At 45.3% G+C, this 4,759-nt stretch carries 3 protein-coding genes; 1 reads left to right on the top strand and 2 read right to left on the bottom strand.

What is annotated here, in order from left to right; translation table 11 throughout:
• The first annotated feature begins 92 nt into the window (after positions 1-92).
• Positions 93-425, top strand: a complete 333-nt coding sequence (locus tag LUQ50_RS00775) for a hypothetical protein (protein WP_300034703.1) — start codon at positions 93-95, stop codon at positions 423-425.
• Between the two features lie 113 nt (positions 426-538).
• Here the strand turns inward: LUQ50_RS00775 and LUQ50_RS00770 are convergent, their stop codons facing one another.
• Together LUQ50_RS00770 and LUQ50_RS00765 are read right to left on the bottom strand one after the other, a co-directional pair.
• Positions 539-1,864: an AAA family ATPase gene (locus LUQ50_RS00770; RefSeq protein WP_300034701.1), complete on the bottom strand. Its 1,326-nt coding sequence runs from the start codon at positions 1,862-1,864 to the stop codon at positions 539-541.
• A gap of 168 nt (positions 1,865-2,032) precedes the next feature.
• Positions 2,033-4,759: cobaltochelatase subunit CobN (locus tag LUQ50_RS00765; RefSeq protein WP_300034698.1), on the bottom strand; the 2,727-nt coding region annotated here is incomplete at its 5' end.

Genomic DNA, 4,759 nt, shown 5'->3' with positions numbered 1-4,759 from the left:
CAAAATAGTGGAGTTACCCCATCTGTTCATGATATCTTTGCCGATTACAGTTACACATGACCTTCTCATGACCTTACATTCGATAACAAACCTTGAAACCCACCCCCTGGAAGACGCCAGAGGATAAAGAGATCGGTTCTGTCCATGCCAAGCCCGTATTCCCGATTTATCTCTCCGCCTCCGTTTACGATCCATTACAGGAATGCCTGAAGGAGGAACTACGGGCTTACTTCCTTGTACCTGACAATATCAGTCCAGCCTTCAGAGTGTTCCCTGAAAAACTACTGAAAAGCGGCGAAGAGGAGGTTCGTTACATAATTCCTGAAAGAATATATGGGCGGATATATGATCCGTGCATGACGGTCTTTGGTGCAATCGATATATGGGGTAAGGATAGTGAGGTTTTTCACGGGGTAAATCGTTGAAATTCATGATATCTTCTCACCGATGCTCTTTCAATGCAGAATACCTGGAGATTGCATGCTTCGTCCGGTTCTTCAGGACTGAAAGGACAGACGAAACATGAATCGAATAATCCTCAAAGATAAGCCTTCAATCTCCAGATAAGGTATAGCGGAATCTCCAGAACCTCACCGTATTCATCCGAATACTTGGCAATATCCCTGAGACTGGTCCGAATAGCAATACGTGGGCTGTATTTTTTCCTGTACTCGGCAAGGCTTCTTGAACGAGTTCTTCTTGCTGATTTAACCTCGATTGGAATGACATCGACCCCTTCCTGGATGATATAGTCAACCTCAGCGATCCCACCGGATTTCCAGAAAAAGGGTCTTTGGAAATTGTTTGCAATCAATTCTGTCAACACGAAATTTTCCGTGAGAATCCCTCGCATGTCTGCGGTCAACGAAGTGGTATCAAAAACCACATCTGCCGGAAATTTGCTCATCCTGCGTAAAAGTCCTACATCAGAGAGATAGATCTTGAAGAATGTACTATCTCCATATGTTGTAACCGGAATATAGGGCCGTTCTATCTTTTCGACCTTGTAGATAAGTCCTGCCGATATTAGCCAAAGCAGGGAGTCTTCCAAATCACGGGCACGCAATCCCTGCTTTACATGGGAGAATATAAATTTTTGATTATCCTTTGCAAGTTGTGCAGGGATTGAACTCCAAATCAGGGAAAGTTTAGGGAATTCAGATACAGACGCATATTTTACAAAATCTTTTTCATAATTATCAAGAATCCCGGTTTGTATCATTTCTACAATCCCTGTATCACGATCGTTAATCCATGATCTAACAACCTCGGGCATACCACCTGTGATCAGGTATTCGCGATATGCTTCTTCCATTTTTCCGGTAAATACCGTGGATACCCCTTCATCCGGGGACAAATTATTGAGGTATTCATAAAGGAGTTCTTCATCCTTTGCAAGGAGAAATTCCGGGAAATTAAGAGGATACATCTTAAGCATCTGCACTTTGCCAACCGGAAATGAGACATTTTTTCCCATCTGGGCCATAACAACTCCTAACAAGGAACCGGCGGCAGCAACGTGGAGTTCTGACAGATTTTCGCAGAAATATTTGAGAGAAGTTATTGCACGAGGGCAGATCTGAATTTCATCTAATATGAGGATGGTTGTTCCGGGCTGGATTGATTTATTCCTTATAATGCCAAGATCCTTGATAATTCTTGAAACATTCAGATCGCCTTCAAATATCTTTTGCAGCCGGTCATCATATTCGAAGTTGAAATATGCGATATCTTTGAATTCAGCCTCACCAAAATTCTTTAAAACCCAGGTTTTCCCGCACTGGCGAATTCCTTCAATAATTACCGGTTTTCGATCCCTACTGTCTTTCCATTTGAGTAATGTATCAGATATGAACCGTTTCATAGCATGAGGTTTTCACCCTTAAGTATATATTATGTGTGCAGTTAACACATTTTTACAACTTATTTTGTGATTAAAGTGTACGATTATCCAACTTAATACCTGAAGAGAGGTGGTTTTGGAAGGACTATTTAGAGAAGAATTTGGTAATAGAGACTCATATGAGATAACCTAATGCCACTGCCGATCTGACCTGACCGGGAATTTTTCCTGAACCTTGGCCATGATATCTGTAACTGAATCGCCCCATGCCTCGATGTCATCGCGAGTATAGATATCTACGCTTCCTCCCTGGTAATCACCTTCACCAATCTTATCCTCCATCCAGGACTCGATCTCCAGGTAATTGCTCTTTAGTTCCTCGAGAACCTGTGGATCAGCTTCCCAGAGCCCACGTTGTTCAGCTTCGAGAAGTCTCCTGGCAATCTCCTCAAGAGCATAGGGATTATTCTCTTCAAAGAACTGCCTCATCTCGTCGTCGTTGACAAAGGTTTTAGCAATATCATCAAATATCCAGTCATCAACCTCCTGTGTTGAAGCTTCCCATCCATACACATGGGTAACTCTTCTCATGATATCACCTGCACCTTTGTACCCGTGTTCTTTCATCCCCTCTATCCACTTTGGATTAAGAAGTTTTGTCCTGACAACCCGCCTCAGTTCATCTGAGAGATCACGAACCTCTATCTGTTCGGGTTCACGAGTATCTCCGTAATATGGTCTCACCTCTTTTCCCGAGTAATACCTGGCTGCTGCCGTGATTCCTCCGTGGGTACCAAAATAGCAGCAACATCCAAGAAGATCATACTCGTCCGACTGAACTTTGTTGAATGTAACTGAAACCTTGGATAAATTTGAAGCAAACTGCTCATGTGCTGCTCTTCCCGGACTTTCCTTTGCAAGTGCATATCCGTTCCAGGCAACGAACATTTCGGCCAGATCTGCTTCATCCTTCCAGGCACTTGCATATACCGCAAGATCAACTCCATTATGATAAGTACCAGGTTTTGAAGAGAAGATCCGTAAGGTAGCATCCCGCCATGAACTCTGGTTCTGGTCCATACTCTCTCGTGCATGCTTTCGTACAAAATTCAGATCATCGGGCTCATCAAGGGCGGCAACTGCCTGGATAGCCTCGTCTACCAGTTCATAGCAGTTCGAGAAGTTATCCCTGATAAGGCCTGAAGCCCTGACGGTAATATCAATACGTGGCCTTCCCAATACCTCTAATGGAGTTATGGTAAACTTTTTTACCCGCCCATTCGATTCCCATACTGGTTCAACCCCAATCAGGGCAAAGAGCTGCGCATACATCTCCCCATCAGCAGACATGATATCTCCCGCCATCCAGTAAAATGCGACACTTTCTGGCAGTTTGCCTTCTTCCCGGAGATATTTATTCAGTACCGACTCTGCAAGTCGTTGCCCCACCCGCCATGCTGCTTTTGTCGGAACCTGGTAGGGATCCAGTGAGTAAAAGTTTCGTCCGGTAGGCAGAACTTCCTCATGTCCACGTGATATTAGGCCCGATGGGCCTGCAGGTATATGACCCCCTGAAAACCCATTGAAAAGCGATTCGATCTCCTTTGACGCATTAATCCGCTCATTGATATCAAGTATCCGGTTCCTGATGAGATCCAGTTCTCTCTCGTCATCCGCTGGTATCTGATACCCGAACCAGGTATCATACGACCCGAGGGAGTTTTCGATAACCGCTCTGATGAAATTCTTGGTCTTCTGTTCAAGTTGTTCGAGAATTGCCCCATTTGATAACCCGAGTTCATCCGAATAACCATCCTGGTTTCGGAGCAATTCGGTGAGATCATACCCGTGAAGCCTTGCTACTGTTCTCCTTGGGGATGGATCACCACTGTCATATCTGATGATTGCATTGATGAAGTCACATCGTTTCTCACCCTCCGGAAGTTCCCCAAAGATATGCATACCGGAGGGTATCTGGGTGTTTCTTATCTTTGAAAGGGCTTCGTGAGACCTGCGGACAATCTCTTCCAGGGTCATATCCCCGGTTAGATGAATGTCTTTATCGAGGTTTACCTGGGCGACAGCATCCCTGATAAGATGCTGAAGTACATGAGAACGTGCCGGATCCAGTTTTGAGGTCTCGTATTGACCAAGTAACAGATCAAGTTCTTCCAATCCTTCATACAGACCTCCTTCTGTCATCACCGTCTGCAGGTGATCGACAAGAGTGGCATATCCCCTCCTTTTTGCAATAGTGCCTTCCGGCGGGTTATCGGCATTATAGATGTAAAGATGCGGCGTTGTTCCGATACTTACGTCCGGGAAACAGTTTTCAGAGAGTCCCAGCCCTTTTCCGGGAAGAAATTCCAGATTCCCATGGGTTCCAACGTTGACGATCACATCGGCATTAAAGATTCTCTCAATCCAGTAATATGTGGCAAGATACTGATGAGGTGGCGGGCATTCGGGATCATGGAGGATCTTGCAGACCTGGCCGTCACACCGTGAACCGTAACAACCCCGTTTCGGTTGTACATGAACGGTAGCATTTCCAAAAGAGAGACCGGTGATAAGGATCTTGCCATCCAGGACCATACTCAACCCCGGAGCCTCTCCCCAGGTTGCTGTCACTTTTTCCTGTACCTTTTGAGGCAGTTTTGAGAAATATGCAGAAAAGGTATCCATCTCCATGGACATCAAAACACCACCATTGAAGACAATATCCTGTACGGTTGTCCATCGGAACTCGGACATTGCCTTTTTATCCAGCACGGTCCGTATCAGTTCCTCACCGGATTCTGGATACTGTACCTGGTATCCTGCCTCATGCATCTTTTTCAGGATTCTCGCAACGGTCGCAAGAGTGTCGAGATGTGCCCCTCCTCCGATACTCGCTTCTGCACTGGCACAGGGGTT

Origin of the sequence: Methanospirillum sp. (assembly GCF_028679455.1) — an archaeon.
Lineage (GTDB): Archaea > Halobacteriota > Methanomicrobia > Methanomicrobiales > Methanospirillaceae > Methanospirillum.
The sequence above is the reverse complement of the archived record's forward strand: the minus strand, read 5'-3'. Positions and strand labels throughout refer to the sequence as shown.

Excerpts from the sequence above, each read along its gene's own strand:
- LUQ50_RS00770 (WP_300034701.1), bottom strand. The coding sequence starts at position 1,864 with ATGAAACGGTTCATATCTGATACATTACTCAAATGGAAAGACAGTAGG.